Here is an 880-nt window from a genome sequence, read left to right as displayed (position 1 = left end):
CTAGGAGCCTGTCTGAGTAATCTGATTTTTCTCGACGAAGCACAAGCATCGTGATTCAAACGATGGATGAGCAAGACATTTCGTCCGTGGGACGTTGATCAGGTTTGGCTGCTGCCGCCGTCGATCCAGGATTTGGTGCCTTCCGGGCACGTGGCGCACTTTGTCCGCGACACGGTTCGCACCGGTTTGGACCTGTCGGCGATCATGGATGTCTACGACGAGGAGCGCGGCTTTCCGCCCTATCATCCTGGCATGATGGTGGGGCTGCTGCTTTATGCGTACAGCCAAGGGGTTTACTCGTCGCGCAAGATCGCGCGGGCTGCGAGGAGCGACTGGATTTTGCGGCGGTAACGGGGATGCAACGTCCAGACTTCCGCACGATCAGCGAGTTCCGCAAACGCCATCTGGCAGCGTTATCGGGCCTGTTCCGGCAGGTCTTGAAGCTGTGCCGCGAGGCCGGCCTTGTGAAGCTTGGCCATGTGGCGCTCGACGGCACCAAGATCAAGGCCAATGCCGGGATCAACAAAGCGATGAGCTATGGCCGGATGAAAGAGGCCGAGCCGAGGCTTGCAGCGGAAGTCCAACGCTGGTTCGCCGAAGCCGCCCAGACCGACAAGGCCGAGGACCGCCAGTTCGGTGCCTTGAAGCGCGGCGACGAGATGCCGGACTGGATGGCTAATAAAGAGAAGCGGCTCGAGAAGATCCGTGCCGCCAAGGCCGCGCTGGAAGCCGAAGCCAAGGCTGCTGCCGAAGCCAAAACGGCCGCGAAGCCGGACGACGACGGCTCCGGCGACGGCGGCAAGGGCCGGCCGGGACGCAAGTCCAAGCCCGTCACGGCAGAGCCGAGCGACAAGGCGCAACGCAACTTCACCGATCCCGA

The 880-nt window shown here is 62.0% G+C and carries 1 pseudogene; it reads left to right on the top strand.

What is annotated here, in order from left to right:
- Window positions 1-66 precede the first annotated feature (66 nt).
- Window positions 67-880: pseudogene (locus IVA81_RS40190) on the top strand (transposase); the annotation flags it as partial.

Origin of the sequence: Bradyrhizobium sp. 141, from assembly GCF_023074055.1 — a bacterium.
Lineage (GTDB): Bacteria > Pseudomonadota > Alphaproteobacteria > Rhizobiales > Xanthobacteraceae > Bradyrhizobium.
The sequence above is the reverse complement of the archived record's forward strand: the minus strand, read 5'-3'. Positions and strand labels throughout refer to the sequence as shown.